Below are 20,981 nucleotides of genomic sequence, written 5' to 3'. Positions count from 1 at the left end.
AGTGTGTAAAACGCGGCCAATATATGGCTTTTTACTCCTCGGCTCAATAATTTATTTTGTTAAGGTTTGTTTATAATTTTTATCATAGGAATCAATAAATTGGCCGTTAATTGACCATGTTAAATCTGATAACGCGCTGAGGCGTCCATCCAACGGCTATAAAAAGGCATTTCAATCAGCAAGATGGCGGCCTTAAAGGGTTTATAACTCAGGGATTAAAATGGGGATTTGAGAGGAAAAGCGGGAGAAAAAAGCACAAAAAAGCATCTTTTGTAGCCGGTAGGGCGTACCGGCTAAGTGATGAGAGATTAACCTCGAGGTCCCTGTGGCGGAAGTGGCTGATGATTATCATCGCGACGGTCGTCAGGATGCGGCCTGCCGTGGTCATAGGGCTGGCCGTGTTGATAGTGAACAGGTCTTGGCGGCGGGGGCGGTGCTGGCTGCCAACGGTCGCCGCGCCAGTACATCCCGCGATTGTTACGCTCGCCGACATAATGCCCCTGATGAGCATGCCACCACTGAGGCGCTCGCCAGTCGTAGCCGTCCCAGTAGTATCCACGATGGTCTTGGTCGCCAATGTGCAGCGTCACCCCCGGCGTGTTGATATCAACCACCACGTTGGCCTGCGCAACCACGGGTAAGGCCAGTACACAGCATAAGAGTAAGAATGATTTATTCATGGTATCCGCCTTATTAGTTTGCGTCGTGCTCAGGGCAAAACTTATAACAAGGGGAATAAATGAGGCTATCGGATAACAGGAGTTTTGCGGTTAACTTTCTTCTTGCTTACTCAATTAAAACAAATGTATCTCACGGGAAATAAATCATTAAATCGCCCATGGATAACTCGACAAATATTATAGTGGCCTTAACAGATCTTAACGTTAGCCTGACAACAATCTGATGACTATCTATTTATACTGAGAGCGTTTATTCAGATAAAGGATATTTCCATGCGTAGAATATTAGCTTTCGTTGGCATCACTCTGGTTGTCATAAGCCTGAGCGGCTGCATCTTCCCCGGCCCTTACGACCACGGCGGCTACCATGGTGGTTATCATCGCGGTTACTACGGGCATCCTTATTAGTAGTATTTTTTATTAGGTCATTACTCACTGGCATGAGTAATAAACACAATAATTATTTTTCATCAAGGGACTTCGGTCCCTTTTTGTTTGTTTGATTTTTTATTTCTTCAGACCAGCAAACAAATTTAAATAAACGATCAAGGCCGATGAAATTAATCTATCAGACTATTCCTGAAGGCTAAAGCCTCTTAACGTTATTTTTTCAAACTCTAATTAAAATCTTTAAAAATGGCAGTCAAGAAAAAGAAGGATGTGGACTTTGACAGGTAAAGCATAAAAAAAAGGCCGCTTTCGCGACCTTTTTGTCCAACTCACTTACTCTTTTGGAGTGGCATTCTCAACCCGGCTTTTCAACTTCTGCCCCGGACGGAAAGTCACCACACGGCGCGCCGTGATAGGAATATCTTCGCCGGTTTTCGGGTTACGTCCCGGACGTTGGTTTTTGTCACGCAGATCGAAATTGCCAAAACCAGACAATTTAACTTGTTCGCCATTCTCCAAAGCGCGACGCACTTCTTCGAAAAACAGTTCGACCAGGTCTTTGGCATCCCGTTTGCTAAGCCCAAGCTTCTCAAACAGGTGTTCTGACATTTCAGCTTTAGTAAGCGCCATAGGTTCAATCCCTCAAGGATGCTTGGAATCGCTGTTTTAGAGCCTCTACGCATTTTGCAACGGTAGCGGCGATCTCCTCTTCTTCCAGTGTACGAGCGGTATCCTGCAATACCAGACTGATGGCCAAGCTTTTATAGCCTTCAGTCACGCCCTTCCCACGGTACACGTCAAATAAGTTTACGCCAACTACCTGATTTGCGCCAACTTTCTTACACTCTGCCAAAATATCGTCTGCGGCAACGTTTTCAGCCACGACAACAGCGATGTCACGACGGTTAGCTGGGAAGCGAGAAACCTCCTTCGCATCAGGCAGCACGCGGTCTGCGACCTTATTCCACAGCATTTCGAACACCACTGTGCGACCGTTCAGATCCAGCTTACGTTCCAGCTCTGGGTGTACTACACCAATAAAACCAATACGTTCGCCGCGTAAATAAATTGCTGCACTCTGTCCTGGATGCAGTGCTGGATTCACTTCAGCTTTAAACTGAACGTCATCCAATTTGCCGGTAAGCTCAAGAATCGCTTCAAGATCACCTTTCAAATCGTAGTAGTCAACCGCCTGACGCGCCAGATCCCAATGCTCTTCATTTTTGTTACCTGCGATCACACCAGACAGCATGACGTCCTGACGGATACCCAAATCAGCTTGTGTATCAGGAACAAAGCGCAGGCCACTTTCAAAAATACGCACGCGGTTCTGCTGGCGATTCTGGTTATAAACCACTGAAGTCAGCAGGCCAGTCCACAGAGAAAGACGCATGGCTGACATTTCTACCGAGATTGGGCTTGGCAGAATCAGGGCTTCTTCGCCCGGATGCAGTAAGTTCTGAATTTTAGGGTCAACGAAGCTGTAGGTGATCGCTTCTTGGAAACCGCGATCCACCAGCAGGTTTTTCACCCGCTTCAGGGACAAATCGGCTTCGCGATGCTTGGTCATTTCTAGATTAGCCTTAACCGGCACGTCAGGAATGTTGTTGTAGCCATACACGCGGGCCACTTCCTCGACCAAATCTTCTTCGATTTGCATATCAAAACGCCAGCTTGGCGCAACCGCCGTCCAGCTTGCGCCGTGATGCTCTACTTTGCAGCCAAGACGAGTCAGGATGTCGGTAACCTGTGTGTCTTCAACGTGATGACCAATCAGGCGATCCAGTTTTTCACGACGCAGCTCAATAGTGGCGGCTTTTGGCAGGTCTTTTTCAGAGGTGACATCGATAACCGGTCCAGCCTGACCACCACAAATCTCCAGCAGTAGCGCAGTGGCGCGCGCCATGGCTTTGAATTGCAGCTGTGGATCAACACCACGCTCGTAGCGATGGGATGCATCAGTATGCAGACCCTGACGGCGGGCGCGGCCGGTGATGGACAGCGGGTTGAAGAAGGCGCTTTCGAGCAGGACGTCCTGCGTCTCTTCGTTTACACCGGAGTGCTCACCACCGAAAATGCCGCCCATGGCTAAGGCTTTCTCGTGGTCAGCAATCACCAGCGTGTCGTCATTCAGCTTGGCTTCGGTGCCATCAAGCAGTGTCAGCGCTTCATCTTTCTTCGCCAGACGCACAACGATGCCGCCCTGAATGCGATTGAGGTCGAAGGCGTGCATTGGCTGGCCAAGTTCCAGCAGCACGTAGTTGGTGATATCAACCACTGGGTCAATGGAACGAATGCCGCAACGACGCAGCTTTTCACGCATCCAAAGTGGCGTAGCGGCTTTAACATTGATGCCTTTAACTACGCGGCCAAGATAGCGCGGGCAGGCTTCGGTTGCCTGCACGTCAATTGGCAGCACGTCGCTGATGGTAGCAGCAACAGGCGACATATCCGGCTCGTTCAGAGCGAGCTGGTTAATCACCGCGACGTCGCGCGCCACGCCGATGATGCCCAGACAGTCGGCACGGTTTGGGGTCACGCTGATTTCAATGGTGTTGTCATCCAGTTTGAGGAATTCACGGATGTCAGTACCGATAGGCGCGTCCAATGGCAGTTCAATGATGCCGTCATGGTCGTCGGAAATGCCCAGTTCGGAGAAGGAGCACAGCATGCCCTCTGAAGGCTCACCGCGCAGTTTGGCGGCTTTGATTTTGAAGTCGCCCGGCAATACCGCGCCGACGGTGGCTACAGCAACTTTCAGACCCTGACGGCAGTTCGGGGCGCCACAAACGATGTCGAGCAGGCGATCGCCGCCGACGTTTACTTTTGTCACGCGCAGTTTATCGGCGTTAGGATGCTGGCCGCACTCGACCACTTCACCCACGACAACGCCGTTAAAGGCACCCGCGACAGGCTCAACGCCGTCGACTTCTAGCCCGGCCATGGTGATCTGGTCGGATAATGCTTCGCTGCTGATGGCTGGGTTTACCCATTCACGCAACCAAAGTTCGCTGAATTTCATGTGATATTCCCGCCTTACTTAAACTGTTTGAGGAAACGCAGATCGTTTTCGAAGAAAGCGCGCAAATCGGTTACGCCATAGCGCAGCATGGTCAGACGCTCCATGCCCATACCGAATGCGAAGCCCGAATAGATTTCTGGATCGATACCTACGTTGCGCAGCACGTTTGGATGCACCATCCCGCAACCCAGTACTTCCAGCCATTTGCCGTTTTTGCCCATGACGTCAACTTCAGCGGAAGGCTCGGTGAATGGGAAGTAAGACGGGCGGAAACGAATCTGCAGATCAGCTTCAAAGAAGTTATTCAGGAAGTCGTGCAGCGTCCCTTTCAGGTTGCTGAAGCTAATGTCTTTATCAACGATCAGCCCTTCCATCTGGTGGAACATCGGGGTGTGAGTCTGGTCGTAGTCGTTACGATATACGCGGCCCGGCGCAATAATGCGGATCGGCGGCTGCTGGCCTTTCATGGTACGAATTTGTACGCCAGAAGTTTGGGTGCGCAGCAGACGGGTAGCGTCGAACCAGAAGGTGTCATGGTCGGCACGCGCCGGGTGGTGGCCTGGAATATTCAAGGCGTCGAAGTTGTGATAGTCATCTTCGATTTCAGGGCCGGTGGCGACCGAAAAACCTAACTCGCCGAAGAAAGTTTCAATACGGTCAATGGTGCGGGTCACTGGGTGTAAACCGCCATTTTCGATACGACGGCCCGGCAGTGAAACGTCGATGGTTTCTTCTGCCAGACGGGCGTTCATCGCCGCTGACTCAAGCTCGTTCTTACGCGCATTCAGCGCTTCCTGGACTTCTTGCTTCGCCTGGTTAATGACTGCACCTGCGGCTGGACGTTCTTCAGCAGGTAATTCGCTCAGCGTTTTCATCTGGAGCGTAAAATGGCCCTTCTTACCCAAATATTCGACGCGCACTGTTTCTAATGCGGCAATATCCTGAGCACTCTCTACGGCGGCCTTGGCACTGGCGACCAGTTCTGCGAGATGTGGCATTGCTTTCCTCTTCTTCTGGCTTATATGGCCGGATGTGAAATAACCGGTAATTTATCAGGGGCGCGCGTTAAGCCCTGAACCTTAGTAAATAAAGAACAGATACAAAAAAGCCTCCACGAGGGAGGCTTAGGCGCTACTTTTCGTTTCTTCTCTTACGCGCGAAAGCCTTCCTGAATCAGGCGCTAAAGTAAAAAAAGAAACGGAAAATAGCAGTGTTCATGCTTGCGTTACCTTGTTGATGCTCAGTTTGCTGGCGTTATTGTCACACTGTGAGATGACAACTTGACTGATTATAAACAAAAAAGAGGGAGCAAGCTCCCTCTTTTTAGCTGACTTACGCCAGAGCTGCTTTCGCTTTTTCTACCAGTGCGCTGAACGCGAACTTATCGAAAACTGCGATATCAGCCAAAATCTTACGGTCAATTTCAATAGAAGCTTTTTTCAAGCCGTTAATGAATTTGCTGTAAGACATGTCGTTCTGACGAGCTGCTGCGTTGATACGCGCGATCCACAGCTGACGGAACTGACGTTTCTTTTGACGACGGTCACGGTAAGCGTATTGACCAGCTTTGATAACAGCCTGGAATGCAACACGATATACGCGCGAACGGGCACCGTAGTAACCTTTCGCCTGCTTTAAAATTTTCTTGTGACGTGCACGTGCAATCACACCACGTTTTACGCGAGCCATATGCTCTCCTGAGTATTATTCTTGATTAAAAAAAGTGTATTTATGCGTACGGCAGACATGCAGAGACCAGACCCAAATCGTTCTTGGATACCAGGCCTTTTGGACGCAAGTGACGTTTACGCTTAGTAGCTTTTTTGGTCAGAATATGACGCAGGTTAGCGTGCTTACGCTTAAAACCACCGTTAGCGGTTTTTTTGAAGCGTTTAGCGGCGCCACGTACTGTTTTGATCTTTGGCATTTTAAATTCCACTTCGCATTGTTAATTACATGAATCAGAAAGGCGAACTAAACCCACGCAGCGCAAGCACTGCGCGGGGGAAGTTACTTGGAAGCCTTACTGTTTCTTCTTAGGTGCGAGCACCATGATCATCTGACGGCCTTCGATCTTCGTAGGGAAGGATTCGACAACGGCCAATTCAGAATCTTCACACAGGTCTTTACGGACGCGGTTAAGCACTTCCATACCGATCTGTTGGTGCGCCATCTCACGCCCACGGAACCGCAGGGTGATTTTGGCTTTATCGCCATCTTCCAGAAAGCGAATCAGGTTGCGTAGTTTGACCTGATAGTCGCCATCATCGGTACCAGGTCGGAATTTGATTTCCTTAACCTGAATAACTTTTTGCTTCTTCTTCTGCTCTTTGGTCGACTTGCTCTTCTCGTAGAGGAATTTGCCGTAATCCATGATTCGACAAACTGGCGGTTCGGCATTCGGACTGATTTCTACTAAATCGACGCCCGCTTCCTCAGCTTTTTCAAGAGCTTCATTCAGACTGACAATACCAATCTGCTCGCCATCGACGCCGGTGAGGCGAACTTCTTGCGCGCGAATCTCTTTGTTAATGCGATTAGGACGCGCCGGTTGAACTCGTTTTCCGCCTTTAATACTTTATTCCTCCAGTTGATGAAGACTTCTGCTGCGGATTTCCGCCAGCAGTTTGTCAACGACTTCGCTAACGTCCATGCTTCCCAAGTCTTTTCCGCGGCGGGTACGAACGGCAACTTTGCCTGCTTCGACCTCTTTATCGCCACAAACCAACATATAAGGGACACGGCGTAGCGTGTGTTCGCGAATTTTAAAGCCAATCTTCTCATTTCTCAAGTCGGCTTTAACGCGAATGCCTGCATCTTGCAGTTTTTTAGTTAATTCTTCGACATAGGCAGCTTGTGTATCGGTAATATTCATTACCACAACCTGAACCGGAGCAATCCACGTTGGGAAGAAACCTGCATACTCTTCGGTAAGAATACCGATGAAGCGTTCCATAGAGCCCAAAATTGCTCGGTGAATCATTACTGGCACTTGACGGTCGTTGCTTTCGCCGATGTAAGACGCGTTCAAGCGACCCGGTAATGAAAAGTCGAGTTGCACGGTACCACACTGCCACGCACGATCCAAACAATCATGCAAGGTGAATTCAATTTTCGGACCATAAAACGCGCCTTCGCCCGGTTGATATTCGAATTCAATCTTGTTTTCAGTCAGTGCAGCAGCCAAGTCATCCTCGGCTTTAGTCCACATTTCGTCAGTACCGATGCGCTTCTCAGGACGGGTGGAAAGTTTCACCACAATCTTTTCGAAACCAAAAGTGCTGTACATGTCGTAAACCATGCGAATACAGCTGTTTACTTCGTCACGGACCTGCTCTTCAGTACAGAAGATGTGCGCATCATCCTGAGTAAAGCCACGAACGCGCATCAGGCCGTGCAATGCGCCAGATGGCTCATTACGGTGACAGCTACCGAACTCAGCCATACGCAATGGCAGGTCGCGGTAAGATTTCAAACCTTGGTTGAAGATCTGCACGTGGCCCGGGCAGTTCATCGGTTTGATGCAATACTCACGGTTCTCGGAAGAGGTGGTGAACATCGCGTCTTTATAGTTATCCCAGTGACCTGTTTTTTCCCACAGTACGCGGTCCATCATGAATGGACCTTTGACTTCCTGATAGTCGTAAGACTTCAGTTTCATGCGCACGAAGGCTTCCAGCTCGCGAAAGATAGTCCAACCGTCGTTGTGCCAGAACACCATGCCTGGCGCTTCTTCCTGCATGTGGTACAGGTCAAGCTGCTTACCAATTTTACGGTGGTCGCGTTTGCTGGCTTCTTCAAGGCGTTGCAGATAAGCATTTAACTGCTTCTTCTCAGCCCACGCGGTGCCGTAGATGCGTTGCAGCATTTTGTTTTTGCTGTCGCCACGCCAGTAAGCACCGGAGGTTTTCTGCAGTTTGAAGTGATGGCAGAAACGCATATTTGGCACGTGCGGACCGCGGCACATGTCGACGTATTCTTCATGGTGATACAAGCCTGGCTGATCATCATGACTGATGTTCTCATCCAGAATTGCCACTTTGTATTGCTCGCCACGGCTTGCAAAAGTATCGCGCGCTTCCTGCCAGCTGACTTTCTTTTTAATTACGTCGTAATTCTTTTCAGCCAACTCGTGCATACGCTTTTCAAGCAGATCGAGGTCTTCCTGAGTCAGCGTGCGATCGATATCAACGTCGTAATAGAAACCGTTGTCGATAACTGGACCAATGGCCATTTTGGTGTTCGGCCACAATTGTTTGATTGCGTGACCTAACAAATGCGCACAGGAGTGACGCAGGATTTCCAAACCGGCTTCGTCTTTGGCAGTGATGATCGCTAACTGTGCGTCCTGAGTAATGAGATCCGTTGCATCAACCAATTCGCCATTTACGCGGCCAGCGATACAGGCTTTCGCCAGACCTGGACCGATATCAAGGGCGACATCAAGGGGAGAAACGGGAGCATCAAACGAACGCTGACTTCCGTCAGGAAGAGTAATAACTGGCATGTTAATTCCTTATCTACAGTGGTGCCCCACACGACAGAGCACATATAGAAAATATTTGGGTTTAAATTCATTTAGTTAGTTACGCTATTCAGCTCTACTTTGCCGAATACATGCACCTGTAAGGCCCCGACTTCATTGCCTCAAGATGCGACGTAAAAAACGCCAGCCAGTGTAACATTCGTAAAGCGCAGTTTTCCAGCAACCTTGGTTGCTTAATGGTGCTATTTTTCGTGTAATTATCTGCACAGCACTCATATTGAAAGGATGTTGAAAATGGATGGAAAATCATGACCGAAATTGCCCAATTATTTAAAGCCGTCGGACTGGGCTTAGTGATTCTGTTGCCGCTGGCTAACCCCCTGACCACTGTCGCGCTGCTGCTAGGTCTGTCGGGCAATATGACCACGCAGGAGCGCAACCAGCAGTCGCTGATGGCCTCCGTTTACGTGTTCGCCATTATGACCGTGGCGTTTTATGCCGGCCAGTTGGTGATGAATACCTTCGGGATTTCCATTCCGGGGCTGCGTATCGCCGGGGGGCTGATTGTCGCCTTTATCGGTTTTCGCATGCTATTTCCTCAGCCACACGCTGAAGAGAAGACCATGGTGGAGAATAAAACCGAGGAGATGAAGAAGCAGGACTCGCCAAACATCGCCTTTGTACCGCTCGCCATGCCAAGCACCGCCGGGCCGGGGACCATTGCGATGATCATCAGCAGCGCCTCTGCCATCAAAGACGGCGTGGATTTCCCTGAGTGGGTGATTGCCGTTGCGCCAGTGCTGACCTTCTTCCTCATCGGCCTGATCCTGTGGCTCTGTTTAAGAAGCTCTGGGGCGATTATGCGTCTGGTGGGGAAAAGCGGGATTGAAGCGATTTCGCGTCTGATGGGGTTCTTGCTGGTGTGTATGGGCGTTCAGTTTGGCATTAACGGCATTCTGGAGATTATTTCACACTACCCGCCAGCAGCCTGATTGCGCTGCTGACGGATAGAATGAACAGTGCTTATCTCATGGCCAGATAAGCGTTGTTCACTTTCCACAGGTAGCGAGGGGCCTGCGGAGCCGGGTGTTTTTGCTGCACGTGTTCATAGAACTGTTGTGGCGTCATCTGATTAATCTTGGCTACAGCGTAAGTTCTGTCGCTGGAGAAGGTTCTCAGTAGTGCCCCTGCACCGTTTACATAAGCCACTGTTGTTGCATAACGCCGCGTTTGTGGGTCGCTGATACCCGCCAACTGTTGCTGCAACATGCTTAGGTAAGCTGTACCTAAATCGATATTCACCGCGGGATCTTTCAACTCATGGGTGCTGGGTTGCCCGTAGCGCCCTTTCATCCGGTAAGCATCACGTCCTGCCGTCGATGCTTTTAACTGCATCAGGCCAATCGCGTTAGACTTACTGACCACCGTCGGATTAAAACCTGACTCAACCTGAATAATCGCCTTTACCAATGTTTCATCAACACCATAGGTATTTGCTGCTTGGTGTATCACGCTGCCGTAAGGTCCTTGGTGCATCATGGACGTATCCGGTAATGCGGCCGGCGGATTCAGAAAGTGAGTCCGTTGTACCGGCGTTTCTTTAGCGCAACCCGCTAATAAAAGCGCGGCCATCAAATAAAGAATGTTTGGTTTCACGTTATGCCTCTCGCGACTTTGACGAAAGCCAGCATATACATCTTCTTCGTACACCTGAATATATTTTTAGTCTATGCTGAATAATGTGCTGTTAAACAAAGGTATTAGGAAAGAGTCGATAAGATAATTCTGCTTATATATGCACTATTAGCGTCACTAATTCCTAATTTCATATTCTCTTTGTGACAAACAGATGAAGCAGATCACGCGTATTTACTTCACAACCTGATTTTGCTGTGGGCCAGATCGGGTTTTTCAAGTGAGAAAGACGCTAACTTAATGAATAATCAGGCCAGTCAGAAGGGGTGATTCCATGTGGCAAGCCGTTAATCGTTTGTTAAGTGAACATCTTGGTAGCGCCGAAATCCGTGAACGGGTTGAGCTTCCCGGGGGTGAAATCCACCCAGCGTGGCGACTCAGTTATGGAGACAGGGATATCTTCGTGAAGTGTAATTCACGCGAGATGCTGCCCATTTTTGCCGCCGAGGCTGACCAGCTCGCCCTACTCGCTCGCAGTAAAACGGTGAAAGTGCCTGAAGTGTATGGCGTTGGCAGTGACCGTGATTACAGCTTCCTCTTACTTGAATATCTCCCTCTTAAACCCCTGGATCAGCACAGTGCTTACCTGCTAGGCCAGCAGCTGTCGGCCCTGCACCAGTGGAGCGAACAACTCCAGTTCGGGCTTGATTTTGATAACGAACTGGCAACACTGCCCCAGCCCAATAGCTGGCAAAAACGCTGGTCGAGCTTCTTTGCCGAGCAGAGAATTGGCTGGCAGTTACAGCTAGCCGCCGAGAAAGGCATGGTGTTTGGCAATATCGAAGACATCACGGAAAAGGTTCGCGCCCGGCTGCATAACCACCAGCCGCAGCCCTCTTTGCTGCACGGCGACCTGTGGCCGCACAACTGCGCTTTATCCGAGGGTGGCCCGGTAATTTTCGACCCGGCCTGCTACTGGGGAGATCGCGAATGCGATTTCGCCATGCTGCCTTTATATCCCAATGTCCCCAGCTATATTTACGATGGATATCAAAGCCGTACTCCCCTTCCCGACGATTTCACCCTTCGCCAGCCGGTTTACCAATTATATTATCTGCTCAATCGCAGTAATCTTTTTGGCGGTCAACATCTGGTGGTGGCGCAACGGGCAATTGAACGATTAATGCAGAGCGACGGGGCATAATAAAAGAGCCTGAATCTATTACAGATTCAGGCTCAATGTTCGCCGCTTAATAATGATTTGGCGAAGCGTTTATCAGGCCAGTAAACCTAATAATTTAAGAATGAAATAGGCAATCACCGCCAGAATAATAGGCAGGATATACAGCGGGAAATATTGCACAAAAATAGTGTGTCGCGGTAAGACGATACGCTCTTCGATTTGCTGCTTGGTGCGCCCTTCGCCCTCTTTCGCCTGCTCCAAAATCAGCTGATCCTGAATGCCTTCGCGGATATGTTTAACCTGGCGTGACATGCGCGCACCTGAAGCCTGTAGCGCCAGACCGACAAAAATCAGCCAGTAGATAATAAAGAACACGATGTTAGCCGTGGTGAGGCCCTGCCCGAGCACCGGAACCGGCGAGTTGTACCAAAACATATCCAAGAACGAGGTGTTGAAACGCACCATATCGACCATGACATGGACGAAATCCAACATCACCGCGTTAATCCCCTGCTGGGCTTTACTGTGCTCATAGACAAAGTTCAGCAATGAAATGATGGTCGACAGTAATGCGGGAATGAAAACCACCCAACCCAAGATCCGCTTTAGTACGGCAACGCGCCCGGCCTGTTGATACGTCATGAATTCCCCTTGTGAAGACGTCTCAGATATCGACTAAGTCTACCCGCAGATTAGGAATGTCGCCCACTGTTTTAATGGCTTAGACACAAAGTCAGACAATATTTCCGTTTGCCGGGCGCGATGTATCTGACTTCTGCCCTGAGCCAACGAGTGATAGAGTGGCGAAAACCTCAACCATGGAGAGAAAAACAATGGCGTACTCGCGTCCTATTGCTGCGGCAATATTTGATATGGATGGTCTGCTGATCGACTCTGAACCCCTGTGGACACAGGCCGAGCTGGATATTTTTGGCGATTTGGGATTAGACCTATCGCAGCGCCATTTGCTGCCTGACACGCTGGGTTTGCGCATCGATCAGGTAGTGCGGATGTGGTATCAGGCCATGCCTTGGCAGGGGCCGACGCAGGAGGAAGTGACGCAGCGCGTGATTGCTCGCGCCATCGAACTGGTGGAACAGACCCGCCCGCTGCTGCCCGGCGTCACCCACGCCTTAGAGTTGTGCCGCGATCAGGGGCTGAAAATTGGTTTAGCTTCGGCTTCTCCGCTGCACATGCTGGATAAAGTGCTCGAGATGTTTAACCTCACCGGCTACTTCCAAATCCGCGCCTCCGCCGAGCACCTGCCTTACAGCAAGCCTCACCCTGAAGTCTATATTCAGGCAGCCGGCCAGTTGCAGGTTGACCCGCTGAACTGCGTCACGCTGGAAGACTCCTTTAATGGCATGATTGCCACTAAGGCCGCCCGCATGCGATCCATCGTGGTGCCGGACCATGAGTTCAGTGAAGACCCGCGCTGGGCGCTGGCTGACATTAAACTCTCCTCCCTTGAGCAGCTGCGCGCCGAGCATATTCGCTAAACATTATAGTTTTACAGAAAGTCCGCGCGCTTGGGTGAAAAGGTGTCAATCAGCACACTGCCTTGCTCAAGCGCCACCACGCCGTGCATCTCGTGCTTCACCGCCCGGTACGCATCCCCGACGCCCAGGATCTTCTTCTCGCCTTCTATCTCCACTTCAAAGCTGCCCGCGGCCACATAAGCAATCTGGTCGTGAATATCATGCTTGTGCGCCACGCCAATCGCCCCTTTATCAAAGTGCACCGCGACCATCATCAGGTCATCGCTCCAGGTCATGATTTTGCGTTTCACGCCGTGCCCAAGCTCTTCCCATGGGGTTTCTTCATCTATAAAGAACGTTTTCATCGCAGCGCCTTTTGGTAGGAATTAAAGAGGGAAAGCGAGCCTTAACGGCTCAAACCTGAAAATCATTCTACTCGCCCTTCTCTAAGGCTCGAGGATCAGTTTCGATAATCTTGACCTCCCTCATAAAATAAATAAAACATCATTTCATTTTTATTGAATTCATATGCCAATGACTTTATGCTGCACAGACCAAGGACGAGCCGGCGGTTTGATCTTTGTGGTGATGTCACTGCCACGCGTCACCTCAGTCAGCGCCGACAACTCCTTCCTTCATTGCACTTACCACGCACGAGAGGCACCGACATGCAAGTCCGTCAAAGCATCCATAGCGACCACGCCAAACAGCTCGACACCGCGGGATTACGTCGCGAATTTCTGATTGAGAAAATCTTCGAAAAAAACAACTACACCATGACGTACAGCCATATCGACCGCATTATCGTCGGCGGCGTGATGCCGATTGATGCCAAGGTGTCGGTGGGTGACGAAGTGGGCAAGCAGCTTGGCGTGAGCTATTTCCTTGAGCGCCGTGAATTGGGGGTGATCAATATTGGCGGGCCGGGCCTGATAGCTGTCGATGGCACCACCTATGAGATTGGCAATGAAGAAGCCCTGTATGTCGGCAAAGGGGCGCGAAACGTTGAGTTCAGCAGCCTCGACCCGGCCAAGCCCGCCAAGTTCTACTACAACAGCGCGCCGGCCCACACCACCTTCCCGAACAAGAAAATCACGCTGGCCGAGGCTTCTCCGCAGACCATCGGCGACCCAGCCACCAGCAACCGTCGCACCATTAACAAGTTTATCGTTCCTGACGTGCTGGAAACCTGCCAGCTGACCATGGGCCTGACCAAGCTTGAGCAAGGTAGCCTGTGGAACACCATGCCGTGCCACACCCACGAGCGCCGGATGGAAGTCTATTTCTACTTTGATATGGACGAAGAAACTGCCGTATTCCACATGATGGGCCAGCCGCAAGAGACGCGCCATTTGCTGGTTCACAATGAACAGGCCGTGATCTCCCCGAGTTGGTCGATTCACGCCGGGGTAGGCACCAAGCGCTATACCTTTATCTGGGGCATGGTGGGTGAGAATCAGGTGTTTGACGATATGGACCACGTGAAGGTCAGCGAACTGCGCTAATCGGCCAGCAGAGTTATCTTTCGGCCGAGCGCCGTTGTTAAAAGAGAAAAAACTATGATCCTTAATGCATTTGATTTGGCAGGAAAAGTCGCGCTAGTGACCGGCTGTAATACCGGGCTTGGACAGGGTATGGCGATAGGTTTGGCGCAGGCGGGCTGTGATATTGTCGGCGTCAATCTGAGTTCACCCGATGAAACCGCCGAAAAAGTGACGGCGCTGGGCCGCCGTTTTCTGGATCTTCGCGCCGATCTGGGCAGCATCGAGGGTATCCCGGAGCTGATTGAAAAAGCCGTCGGCGAGTTCGGGCATCTGGATATTCTGGTCAACAACGCCGGGATTATTCGCCGCGAAGACGCCATTGAGTTCAGCGAGAAGAACTGGGATGACGTGATGAACGTCAACAGTAAGACGCTGTTCTTTATGTCGCAGGCCGTGGCGCGCCAGTTCATCAAACAGGGCCACGGCGGCAAAATCATTAATATCGCCTCCATGCTCTCTTATCAGGGCGGTATTCGCGTGCCGTCCTACACGGCGTCAAAAAGCGCGGTGATGGGGATCACTCGGCTGATGGCCAATGAGTGGGCCAAGCACGGCATCAACGTGAATGCCATTGCGCCGGGCTATATGGCGACCAACAACACCAAGCAGCTGCGCGCCGACGAAGGTCGCAGTAAAGAGATTCTGGAGCGGATTCCGGCGGGCCGCTGGGGCGTGCCCGAGGATGTCATGGGGCCAGTGGTGTTCTTGGCGTCAAAAGCCTCTGACTATGTGAATGGTTACACGGTGGCGGTTGATGGCGGCTGGCTGGCGCGTTAAGCTCTGAGATCCGCACTAAAAAGACGCCTAAAATGGCGTCTTTTTATTATATATCAAATAGTTGACAATTCGTTACAGGGTAACTCTTCCCTGATTGTGACAGTTTCACTTATACTGGATAAAATAACAGTTATTAAGTTCGGAAGCGTCATGACGGCGGAAGGCCATCTCATATTTTCAATCGCCTGTGCGGTATTCGCCAAAAAAGCGCAGCTCTCCCCCGAGCTGGCGCACGGGGACTGGTGGCATATTATCCCAGCCTCGCTGCTGACGTCACTGCTGCCCGACATTGATCACCCAAAATCACTAATAGGCCAGCGCCTTAAGTGGGTTTCCGCGCCCATTGCCCGCGTCTTTGGGCATCGGGGGTTCACCCATAGCCTGTTGGCGGTGGTCGGCGGCATTTTCCTGATGCGTACCCATTTCCCTCATGATTGGGTGATTCCTATCGACGCCTTCCACGGCATGATTATCGGCTACCTCAGCCATATACTGGCGGACATGCTGACCCCTGCCGGAGTACCTCTGCTGTGGCCCTGCCGCTGGCGTTTTCGCCTGCCGCTGATCAATAGCCAGAAAGGCAACCAGCTGGAGCGCACATTATGTTTACTCTTGGTGGGCTTCACCCTGTTCTGGCCCGACTGGACGCCCATTATTGGTGCAATCAAGCCGGAGTCATTTAGCAAATTATTGAACCTGATCACCTAAAAATGCGCAGAAAACAACCGCAAAAGGCATATTTAAGCCGTTTTTAGCTCATAAAGTTATAAAGCATTCTTTTTGGATATAAATCCCCCTCCAAATGAACTGTTATTCTATGCCTCAACGCTATGGGATGGTGCATTCCCCGCATTGGGGACATCAAAAAGCAAAACATAATTAGAAATTTGGAGATCTGGGTATGAATCTTCCGCTCGTGATTAACGTGGTGGTCTTCGTCGCCCTCCTTCTACTTTTGGCGCAAACCCGCCACAAGCAGTGGAGTCTGGCAAAAAAAGTACTGGTCGGTTTGGTGATCGGTGTGGTGTTTGGTCTGGCATTGCAGCTGATTTACGGCTCTGACAACCCAGTACTGAAAACCTCTATTACCTGGTTCAATATCGTCGGGAATGGTTATGTGCAGCTGCTGCAAATGATCGTTATGCCGCTGGTATTTGTGTCCATTCTGAGTGCGGTTGCCAAGCTGCATAACGCCTCTTCACTGGGTAAAATCAGCTTCCTGACTATCGGCACGCTGCTGTTCACCACGCTTATCGCAGCCTTGGTAGGTGTGTTTGTCACCGGCCTGTTCGGCCTGACCGCGGACGGTCTGGTGCAGGGTGCTCAAGAAACGGCTCGTCTCTCTGCGCTGCAAAGCAACTATGTGGGTAAAGTCGCTGACTTGACCATGCCGCAGCTGATCCTGTCCTTCATTCCGAAAAACCCGTTTGCCGATTTAACTGGCGCAAGCCCGACGTCGATCATCAGCGTGGTTATCTTCGCTGCCTTCGTTGGCGTTGCTGCCCTGCAACTGGTTAAAGATGACCAAGAGAAAGGCCCGCGCGTGCTGGCGTTCATCGACACTCTGCAAGCCTGGGTGATGAAACTGGTTCGTCTGGTGATGAAGCTGACTCCATACGGCGTGCTGGCCCTGATGACCAAAGTGGTTGCCGGCTCTAACGTGCAGGATATCGTCAAGCTGGGTAGCTTCGTGGTGGCCTCCTACTTGGGTCTGGCCATCATGTTTGTGGTTCACGCGGTGCTGCTCTCTTTCACCGGCATTAACCCAGCGAAATTCTTCCGCAAAGTATGGCCGGTGCTGACGTTTGCCTTCACCAGCCGTTCTAGCGCTGCTTCTATTCCGCTGAGCGTTGAAGCGCAAACGCGTCGTCTGGGTATTCCTGAATCAATCGCCAGCTTCGCGGCGTCCTTTGGTGCCACCATTGGTCAAAACGGCTGTGCGGGTCTGTATCCGACCATGCTCGCGGTGATGGTTGCGCCAACCGTGGGCATTAACCCGTTTGACCCAATGTGGATCGCAACTCTCGTCGGTATCGTGACCCTCAGCTCTGCCGGTGTTGCCGGTGTGGGCGGCGGTGCAACCTTCGCGGCGCTGATCGTGCTGCCTGCGATGGGCCTGCCGGTAACGCTGGTTGCCCTGCTGATTTCAGTCGAACCGTTGATTGATATGGGTCGTACCGCGCTGAACGTCAGCGGTTCAATGACTGCCGGTACCATCACCAGCCAGTTGCTGCGCCAGACTGATAAGTCCGTATTGGACGCCGATGAGAACGCCGAACTGGCTCATCGCTAATTCAGTATTGACCCACTAGCCCCATAAAAAAGGCCGCGACGGATAACGTTGCGGCCTTTTGTATTTCAGACACTTAGTGCTTAAAACGCGGTTTCCAGCGCATCCGTGACGCAGTAGTTGTCATCCACCAGCGGCAGGTAGCGCCATTTATCAAAGGCGGTGCATGGATGGGAAATGCCACACCCGACCCAATCTCCCGGCTGGAGCTTCTCATCCTCCGGCAGCAGCAGATAGGCATGCTGGTCGTTCACGTCACTGATAGTCAAATGGCTGGCCGCGCGCGGCTCGCTGCCGTCGGCATTGCGGATCCACAGCGGGTTTGGCAAGTCTTGGTCGAAAGGCACGTCACGACGGCCAAAATCCACAAAAGCCAGTCCCGGCTCGGGGCGAGACAGCACCCTGCCCCAGATTTCCAATGACGCTTCGAAATGGTGGGTTGCGCCCGGTTGGGCAAAAGGCGCAATGCGCGAATAAAGGCCGCTGTCGTGTGCCATGTAGGCACCCGAGCGGATCAGCGGCGTGACCGCCAGAGGCAAGCTTGCCGCCGTGAAGCAGGCCGTCACCACGTCAAACCACGCCCCGCCCCCCGCGCTAAGAATAATGTTGTCACTGGCGAACAGCTGCTTGTCGGCCAACCGCGCCGCCGTGGCGATCATCATTTCGCAATAGGCTTTCACTCGCGCAATGCCCGCCGCGTCGCGCCCTGCGCCCAGTGCGCCTTCATACCCCGCCACGCCGACCAGCCGCAGTTGGCTGCTGGCAGCAATGGCTTCGGCGATGCTAACTGCCTCCTCCTGCGACCGACAGCCGGTACGGCCGCCGCTGACCGACATCTCCAGCAGCACGGAGATCTGGCTGTCACCCAGATTCTGCTCCAGCAGCTTCACGCCCTGCAGCGAATCGACATAACAGAGGAAGCCGTGGTCGGGGTGATCTTTCTGCCACTGGCCGATCCAGCGGATCCCCGCCGGGTCCACCAGCTCATTGGCTAGAAACACGTTGCGAATACCGAACTGGCGCAGTGCGCGCACCTGAGCCGGGGTCGCCGCACCCAGTCCCCAAGCGCCACCTTCACTAATGGCGCGGCGAAGCACGCCCGGCGACATCGAGGTTTTGCCGTGCGCCGCCAGCATCACGCCATTCTCACGGCAGAACGCCGCCAGCTGGCGCAAGTTATTTTCTAACGCCGACTGCTTCATGATCATCAGTGGCGAAAAGACCTTATCGCTACTCAGTACCGCCGTGCCCTGTGGCAGAGGGGCATCACCCGCGCCCGCCACCGATTTAAAACGCGGCGCGGCCTGCTGTGGGTCTAGCAGGCCATCGGCCCGCAATGGAAATTGAACAGACATGCTTCCTCCGATTAGTGCTCAAGCACGCGGGATAAGAATTGCTGGGTACGCTGATTCTGCGGATTAACAAAAATCTGCTCCGGGGTGCCCTGCTCGGCAATCACGCCTTGGTCCATAAACACCACGCGGTCGGCGGTTTTACGCGCAAAGCCCATCTCATGGGTCACCACCACCATGGTCATGCCCTCGCGGGCCAGACTGCGCATCACTTCCATGACTTCGCCCACCAGCTCCGGGTCGAGTGCCGACGTGGCTTCATCAAAGAACATGATTTTGGGTTCGACCGCCAGCGCACGGGCGATCGCCACGCGCTGCTGCTGGCCGCCGGAGAGCTGGGCCGGATAATGGTGTGAACGCTCGGACAGACCGACGCGCGCCAGCGCCGCCATGCCGCGCTTGTTGGCTTCGGCCACGGAGAGCTTTTGCGCCTTAATCAGCGCCAGCGTGACATTGCCGAGTGCGGTTTTGTGCGGGAACAGGTTGAATTGCTGGAACACCATGCCGACGTGGCCGCAGATCTCGCGGGAGCGCTTCTTGTCATGCAATGGCACATTGTTGACCCAGATTTCGCCACCGTCGGCGGTTTCCAGACCACTCATGATGCGCAGCACGGTACTTTTTCCGGAGCCAGAAGCACCAATCAGCACCAGCACCTCGCCCAGTGAGACGTCCAGACTGATCTCTTTCAGCACTTGGGTTGAGCCGAAGGATTTCGTCACATTATTCAGCATAATGGCGGGTTTACTCATGATAACTGACTCCTGGTTTGATGATGTTGAACCCAACGGGAAAGCGGGAAACAAACCGCGAAATAGAGCAAGGAAACAAGGCCGTAAATCACCACCGGCTGGCCGACGCGGTCAACAATCGCCTGACCTTGGTGCATCAACTCGGACATGCCAATCATGCTGACAATCGACGTATCTTTAATCAGAGAAAGATATTGGCCGACGAGCGGCGGCAGCACGATGCCACGGGTTTGTGGCAGAACCACGCTCATAAAGGTTTGGCGTTTTGACAGACCAAGGATCCATGAGACTTCCCACTGGCCTTTCGGCACGGCTTCAATCCCGCCGCGAAACACTTCGGCGATATAAGCCCCTTGGTAAATACTCAGGCCCAGAATGCCCGCCGCAAACAGGTTGATGTCATAGCCGAAGTAGGCCACGCCGAAATAGATAAACATCAGGGTTATCAGCACCGGCGTGCCGCGAAACAGCTCGGTATAGAGCACGGCGATCTGCTTGGCTATCGGCAGATTACTGGTGCGCAATACCGCCGCCAGCAGGCCGAGCAAGGTGCTGCCGATAATAGCCGCCACCGAGAGCAGTAAGGTGATCCCCAAGCCTTGCAGCAGAATGGGCAAAGAACTGGTGATTAAATCACTCATGAGGTTTTCCCTCCTTTCGCGGTGTGGGTCAGCCATTTCAGTGGCTGCCGCCATGTGGCTCTTTTACTCGAGGTCACCAGCGCCGGATGGAATAACTTCCGCCCCGCCACACTCCCCAGCCACGAGAAGATATTGCTAAACAGCAGATAGATGACCGTCACGATGCTGAAGGTCTGGATATAGAGCAACGTGCGGGCGTTAATCACCGTGGCCGTGCCGGTCAGTTCCGGCAGCGCGATGGCCGACAGCAGCGAAGTACCCAGCAGCAGCTGGATCAGGTTGTTAATGATGGCTGGCCATACTGCCCGCGCGGCCTGGGGCAGCACCACGCTGATAAACACCTGACTTTTCGGAACGCCCAGCACCCACGCGGCCTCTAGCTGGCCTTTCGGCACTGACTGAATACCCGCACGGAAGGTTTCTGACAGATAAGCTCCGACGTTAATCCCCAGCGCCAACACGCCTGCGGTGAAGGCACTCATGGTGATGCCCATGGAAGGCAGGCCGAAGAAAATGATGAATATCTGCAACAACACCGGCGTGTTACGGATAAATTCGACATAGCAGTGGCTTATCCAGCGCACCACCGCCAGACGGGATGACTTCGCCAACGCCGAGATAAGGCCCAACGATAAGGCCAGCGCAAAGGCGAGAATAGTGACTTGCAGGGTCAGCCACGCGGCGGAAAGAAACGTATCGCCATAGCGCCACAGGGTTAGCCATTGATAACTCATGGTCCTACTCCTTCGAG

General features: G+C 52.3%; 24 protein-coding genes and 1 other annotated feature. Of the genes, 8 read left to right on the top strand and 16 right to left on the bottom strand.

Going from position 1 to position 20,981, the window contains the following annotated elements; translation table 11 throughout:
* Positions 1–308: 308 nt before the first annotated feature.
* Positions 309–680 carry a DUF2502 domain-containing protein gene (locus tag ACT3RR_RS06900; RefSeq protein WP_353502451.1) on the bottom strand — a complete coding sequence of 124 codons (372 nt, stop codon included), beginning with the start codon at positions 678–680 and terminating at the stop codon, positions 309–311.
* A 273-nt stretch (positions 681–953) separates the two neighbouring features.
* Between ACT3RR_RS06900 and ACT3RR_RS06895 the strand changes: the two genes are divergently transcribed.
* Entirely contained in the window at positions 954–1,088 is a 135-nt protein-coding gene (locus tag ACT3RR_RS06895) for a hypothetical protein (RefSeq protein WP_396130409.1), read from the top strand.
* A 315-nt stretch (positions 1,089–1,403) separates the two neighbouring features.
* Here the strand turns inward: ACT3RR_RS06895 and ihfA are convergent, their stop codons facing one another.
* From ihfA to thrS, 8 genes are all read right to left on the bottom strand, one after another.
* The gene (ihfA, locus tag ACT3RR_RS06890) at positions 1,404–1,700 is read right to left on the bottom strand and encodes an integration host factor subunit alpha (protein ID WP_004717732.1); all 297 of its coding nucleotides are present in this window, start codon (positions 1,698–1,700) and stop codon (positions 1,404–1,406) included.
* A 4-nt stretch (positions 1,701–1,704) separates the two neighbouring features.
* Positions 1,705–4,092, bottom strand: a complete 2,388-nt coding sequence (pheT, locus tag ACT3RR_RS06885) for a phenylalanine--tRNA ligase subunit beta (protein WP_496199997.1) — start codon at positions 4,090–4,092, stop codon at positions 1,705–1,707.
* 14 nt (positions 4,093–4,106) lie between these two features.
* Positions 4,107–5,090 carry a phenylalanine--tRNA ligase subunit alpha gene (gene pheS, locus ACT3RR_RS06880; RefSeq protein ID WP_353502454.1) on the bottom strand — a complete coding sequence of 328 codons (984 nt, stop codon included), beginning with the start codon at positions 5,088–5,090 and terminating at the stop codon, positions 4,107–4,109.
* Positions 5,091–5,190: 100 nt separating this feature from the next.
* Positions 5,191–5,315 (bottom strand) — a sequence feature (Phe leader region).
* Positions 5,266–5,310: a pheST operon leader peptide PheM gene (pheM, locus tag ACT3RR_RS06875; RefSeq protein WP_133845469.1), complete on the bottom strand. Its 45-nt coding sequence runs from the start codon at positions 5,308–5,310 to the stop codon at positions 5,266–5,268. (Overlaps the previous feature by 45 nt.)
* A 109-nt stretch (positions 5,316–5,424) precedes the next feature.
* Positions 5,425–5,781: a 50S ribosomal protein L20 gene (gene rplT, locus ACT3RR_RS06870; protein ID WP_034791189.1), complete on the bottom strand. Its 357-nt coding sequence runs from the start codon at positions 5,779–5,781 to the stop codon at positions 5,425–5,427.
* A 40-nt stretch (positions 5,782–5,821) separates the two neighbouring features.
* Positions 5,822–6,019, bottom strand: a complete 198-nt coding sequence (gene rpmI / locus ACT3RR_RS06865; protein WP_013576135.1) for a 50S ribosomal protein L35 — start codon at positions 6,017–6,019, stop codon at positions 5,822–5,824.
* Between the two features lie 96 nt (positions 6,020–6,115).
* Positions 6,116–6,667, bottom strand: coding sequence for a translation initiation factor IF-3 (gene infC / locus ACT3RR_RS06860; protein WP_013576136.1), 552 nt, complete (start codon positions 6,665–6,667; stop codon positions 6,116–6,118).
* Between the two features lie 3 nt (positions 6,668–6,670).
* Positions 6,671–8,599, bottom strand: coding sequence for a threonine--tRNA ligase (gene thrS / locus ACT3RR_RS06855; RefSeq protein WP_353502455.1), 1,929 nt, complete (start codon positions 8,597–8,599; stop codon positions 6,671–6,673).
* A gap of 287 nt (positions 8,600–8,886) precedes the next feature.
* On the opposite strand from thrS, the gene ACT3RR_RS06850 reads away from it, so the two are divergent.
* Positions 8,887–9,570 (top strand): MarC family NAAT transporter, encoded by a 684-nt coding sequence (locus tag ACT3RR_RS06850; protein ID WP_353502456.1) that lies wholly within the window; start codon positions 8,887–8,889, stop codon positions 9,568–9,570.
* 31 nt (positions 9,571–9,601) lie between these two features.
* Here ACT3RR_RS06850 and ACT3RR_RS06845 read toward each other — a convergent pair whose 3' ends face one another.
* Positions 9,602–10,234: a transglycosylase SLT domain-containing protein gene (locus ACT3RR_RS06845; RefSeq protein WP_084674100.1), complete on the bottom strand. Its 633-nt coding sequence runs from the start codon at positions 10,232–10,234 to the stop codon at positions 9,602–9,604.
* Between the two features lie 313 nt (positions 10,235–10,547).
* Here ACT3RR_RS06845 and ACT3RR_RS06840 point away from each other — a divergent pair, with 313 nt between their 5' ends.
* Positions 10,548–11,417: a fructosamine kinase family protein gene (locus ACT3RR_RS06840; protein WP_353502457.1), complete on the top strand. Its 870-nt coding sequence runs from the start codon at positions 10,548–10,550 to the stop codon at positions 11,415–11,417.
* A gap of 72 nt (positions 11,418–11,489) precedes the next feature.
* Here ACT3RR_RS06840 and ACT3RR_RS06835 read toward each other — a convergent pair whose 3' ends face one another.
* Positions 11,490–12,038: a YniB family protein gene (locus tag ACT3RR_RS06835; RefSeq protein WP_496199996.1), complete on the bottom strand. Its 549-nt coding sequence runs from the start codon at positions 12,036–12,038 to the stop codon at positions 11,490–11,492.
* A gap of 191 nt (positions 12,039–12,229) precedes the next feature.
* Between ACT3RR_RS06835 and hxpB the strand changes: the two genes are divergently transcribed.
* Entirely contained in the window at positions 12,230–12,895 is a 666-nt protein-coding gene (hxpB, locus tag ACT3RR_RS06830) for a hexitol phosphatase HxpB (RefSeq protein WP_353502459.1), read from the top strand.
* Between the two features lie 11 nt (positions 12,896–12,906).
* On the opposite strand, the gene ACT3RR_RS06825 is transcribed toward hxpB, so the two are convergent.
* On the bottom strand, positions 12,907–13,239 hold the full coding sequence (locus ACT3RR_RS06825; RefSeq protein ID WP_034791198.1) for a cupin domain-containing protein: 333 nt from the start codon (positions 13,237–13,239) through the stop codon (positions 12,907–12,909).
* 303 nt (positions 13,240–13,542) lie between these two features.
* Here ACT3RR_RS06825 and kduI point away from each other — a divergent pair, with 303 nt between their 5' ends.
* From kduI to ACT3RR_RS06805, 4 genes are all read left to right on the top strand, one after another.
* Positions 13,543–14,379, top strand: coding sequence for a 5-dehydro-4-deoxy-D-glucuronate isomerase (gene kduI / locus ACT3RR_RS06820; protein ID WP_496199995.1), 837 nt, complete (start codon positions 13,543–13,545; stop codon positions 14,377–14,379).
* Positions 14,380–14,433: 54 nt separating this feature from the next.
* Positions 14,434–15,195: a 2-dehydro-3-deoxy-D-gluconate 5-dehydrogenase KduD gene (gene kduD / locus ACT3RR_RS06815; RefSeq protein WP_496199994.1), complete on the top strand. Its 762-nt coding sequence runs from the start codon at positions 14,434–14,436 to the stop codon at positions 15,193–15,195.
* 150 nt (positions 15,196–15,345) lie between these two features.
* Positions 15,346–15,903: a metal-dependent hydrolase gene (locus tag ACT3RR_RS06810; protein WP_396130404.1), complete on the top strand. Its 558-nt coding sequence runs from the start codon at positions 15,346–15,348 to the stop codon at positions 15,901–15,903.
* A 193-nt stretch (positions 15,904–16,096) separates the two neighbouring features.
* Positions 16,097–17,488 carry an L-cystine transporter gene (locus tag ACT3RR_RS06805; protein ID WP_353502463.1) on the top strand — a complete coding sequence of 464 codons (1,392 nt, stop codon included), beginning with the start codon at positions 16,097–16,099 and terminating at the stop codon, positions 17,486–17,488.
* Positions 17,489–17,568: 80 nt separating this feature from the next.
* Here the strand turns inward: ACT3RR_RS06805 and ACT3RR_RS06800 are convergent, their stop codons facing one another.
* From ACT3RR_RS06800 to ACT3RR_RS06785, 4 genes are read right to left on the bottom strand one after another with little or no spacing between them, the layout of a single operon-like run.
* Positions 17,569–18,840, bottom strand: coding sequence for an alanine racemase (locus tag ACT3RR_RS06800; protein ID WP_485901109.1), 1,272 nt, complete (start codon positions 18,838–18,840; stop codon positions 17,569–17,571).
* An 11-nt stretch (positions 18,841–18,851) separates the two neighbouring features.
* A complete protein-coding gene (locus ACT3RR_RS06795) occupies positions 18,852–19,589 on the bottom strand; it encodes an amino acid ABC transporter ATP-binding protein (protein WP_353502465.1) in 738 nt (245 codons plus the stop codon).
* Entirely contained in the window at positions 19,586–20,230 is a 645-nt protein-coding gene (locus tag ACT3RR_RS06790) for an amino acid ABC transporter permease (protein WP_353502466.1), read from the bottom strand. The genes ACT3RR_RS06795 and ACT3RR_RS06790 overlap by 4 nt, the downstream gene beginning before the upstream one ends.
* The gene (locus ACT3RR_RS06785; protein ID WP_353502467.1) at positions 20,227–20,964 is read right to left on the bottom strand and encodes an amino acid ABC transporter permease; all 738 of its coding nucleotides are present in this window, start codon (positions 20,962–20,964) and stop codon (positions 20,227–20,229) included. The genes ACT3RR_RS06790 and ACT3RR_RS06785 overlap by 4 nt, the downstream gene beginning before the upstream one ends.
* Between the last annotated feature and the right edge of the window lie 17 nt (positions 20,965–20,981).

This window comes from Ewingella sp. AOP8-B2-18 (genome assembly GCF_052376015.1).
GTDB classification, from domain to species: domain Bacteria; phylum Pseudomonadota; class Gammaproteobacteria; order Enterobacterales; family Enterobacteriaceae; genus Ewingella; species Ewingella allii.
This window is presented reverse-complemented; position numbering and strand designations above follow the sequence as displayed.